The organism is Paenarthrobacter sp. CM16 (assembly GCF_013179505.1).
Lineage (GTDB): Bacteria > Actinomycetota > Actinomycetes > Actinomycetales > Micrococcaceae > Arthrobacter.
Genome location: NZ_JABMCX010000467.1, coordinates 1 through 2,336, shown reverse-complemented (window position 1 = coordinate 2,336; position 2,336 = coordinate 1). Strand labels below are relative to the sequence as shown.

The 2,336-nt window shown below is 62.9% G+C and carries 2 protein-coding genes and 1 pseudogene; 2 read left to right on the top strand and 1 reads right to left on the bottom strand.

Features of this window, described 5'->3' with window-relative positions:
- Positions 1-449: pseudogene (locus HP499_RS23520) on the bottom strand (hypothetical protein); the annotation flags it as partial.
- Positions 450-678: 229 nt separating this feature from the next.
- Between HP499_RS23520 and HP499_RS23515 the strand changes: the two are divergent.
- Both HP499_RS23515 and HP499_RS23510 read left to right on the top strand, forming a co-directional pair.
- Positions 679-960 (top strand): hypothetical protein, encoded by a 282-nt coding sequence (locus tag HP499_RS23515; RefSeq protein WP_026547649.1) that lies wholly within the window; start codon positions 679-681, stop codon positions 958-960.
- Positions 961-1,180: 220 nt separating this feature from the next.
- Positions 1,181-2,336: DUF6531 domain-containing protein (locus tag HP499_RS23510; protein WP_309138440.1), on the top strand; the 1,156-nt coding region annotated here is incomplete at its 3' end.

Here is a 2,336-nt window from a genome sequence, read left to right as displayed (position 1 = left end):
GCCTGGCCGGCGGCATCGTACTGGATGGTCTGTGGTTTGACCGTGAGGTTCTCAAGCGTCAGGTTGATCTCCACCGGGCCGGTGTGGCCTTTCAAATCGGCGAGGTCGGAACCCGATTTTTCGCCGGCGCGGTACTGGAGGCTCACGCGCACCGGGAGTTCGCCCACAACCTGGGCAGTGTCATAGGTGGTGTTTTCCGCCGAGGAGTCGCCCGCAGCGGACACCGAGATTGTGGTGCCTTCGATCTTCTGCACTCCGGCGGCCGGGGACAGGCCCACACGGACGCTCTGCAAGAGTTTGACCGGGTTGGACACCGGCTCCGGCTCGGGTGGCTGGGTGCACGATGTGGTCGCGATCAGTCCCAGTGCTATCAGGGCGATGCCCAGAGCGCGGACCGGGGGGATACGACGCCCCGGGTTGTACTGGTTAAAACTAGCCTGCCTGGGCATGGATCGTCCCCCTCTTTCCGTTCACGGTGCCTTGAGTATCATAAGGTTGCGCTCCCGATTGGACTAATCCATCTACGAAGTATCACCGCAGGTGGCAGGCAGGTTCATGTTTTTTCCACAATGATTTGTCTGTTTGTTGGATTTATTGGTTGGTGTTGGTAGTTTGGGGGCGTTGCCTGGGCTGGTTTGGTTTGGGTGTTGCGATTGTTCTTATTGGGAGGAAAGTTCTATGTCGCGTGTGTTGTCTACTGAGCAGGCCAAGGCTGCTATTGGTCAGGTGCAGTCGATTATTACTGGTGGGTTTACGGATCAGATTTCGGCGTTGGATGCCCAGGGTCGTGTGTTGTCGGATCCGAATGTGTGGGATGGTCCGTTGGCTGCTGAGTTCCGTGGTTCGACGTGGCCGGAGACGAAGGCTGCGTTGGATAAGGCCAAGGAAGAGTTGGAGCAGTTGCGGGGTCAGTTGCAGAAGATTTCGCAGGATATTTTCTCTGCTGGTGGCGGGGCCTGATTCTTTTTTTGGTGTGAGTGTGGGGGCCGGGTGATCGTGCTGCGTTGATGCGTGGTGTGGTTGCCCGGCCGTTGCACTGTCTTGCTGTAGCGCCGGTGGTTGTAGCGCGGGTTGTTGTGCGGGTTGTTGTGGTGTGGGGTCGTGCCGTGTGGGTTGTGGTGCGGGTTGTTGTGGGTTGTTGGGTTTTGTTCGCGTTCTTGTTCTGTGGGGGGCTGTGGTTGTGACCGAGTTCGTTGAGATGCCGTTGTTGCCGGATTCCGGTGTTGGTCATGGTGGCCGGTTTGTGTATGGGGTTGCTGAGTCGGTGAAGGGTGCTTTTGAGTCCGCAGCGTCGCGGGTTGAGGAGCATTCGGGGTCGCGGACGCCGTTGGTGTCCTCGGCTGGGGAGGATTTCCGGGGGCATTTTTCGGAGGTGTTCGCGGCGAACGCGGTGACGGCGTCCCGGGACGCGGAGTCTTTGGCCGCGGCGTTACGGACGGTGGCCGGGTATGTGGGCACCATGATCGAGCGTGCGCGGGAAGAGGATGACCGGCGTCGGGAGAACAACGAGTGGGTGCGGCGGCATAACAACCGCAACTGGCTTGAGCAGTTTGGTGACAGCCTGTGGGGTGAGGAGGCGCGGCCGAATATGGAGCCCGGGAGTGGGCCGTCGTTCCCTTCGGAGGCTCCGGTGCCGGGGTCGCGGGTGCCCCCTGGCCCGGGTGGCGGGTTTGGGGGCGGGGTGTCCTCGGCGCGTCCGGAGTCGTTGCGGACTTTCGCGGCGGGTTCGCGTGGTCTGGATGAGGGTGTTGCGTCGGTGCCGGGGTCTTTGGAGTCGGAGTTGTCTTCGTTCGCGGACCGGTGCGGGTGGGGCCGGATTGACGCTGCGGGTGTGGTGACGGCGTTCCGGCAGTATTTGGCGGCGAATGAGGCGGACGCGGCGTGGGCGTTGGTGGTCGCGGACGCGTTTGCTGCTGCCGGGGGTGAGGGTGCGGTCTCGACCCTGTCGGATGCGGCGGTGAACGAGGCGTTGGCCGCGGCGGGGGTTTCGGGGACCCGGACGGGGTTGGTCATTGACCCGCCCACGGCGGCCGGGGCGATGCCCTCGTCCGGGTATGCCAATGATCCGGTGAACACGGCCACGGGGAATTTCATTGAACCGGAAACGGATCTGGGGTTCGCCGGGGCGGCCGCGGACTTGGCGGTCACTAGGATGTATAACTCTCTCGGTTCGGGCCTGGGCACTGTTGGGGTGTTTGGTCCGGGGTGGGCTTCGGTGCTGGACCAGCACCTGGTCCTGACTGATGAGGGGTGCCGGTGGGTGATGGCCGACGGCCGGGCGGTGGACTTCCCCCGTGAGGGTGCGGGTTGGGCCCGCGCCGTCGGGGAGAACTACT

Bases quoted from the DNA above. Each gene is read 5' to 3' on its own strand.
- HP499_RS23515 (WP_026547649.1), top strand. From the start codon at position 679: ATGTCGCGTGTGTTGTCTACTGAGCAGGCCAAGGCTGCTATTGGTCAG.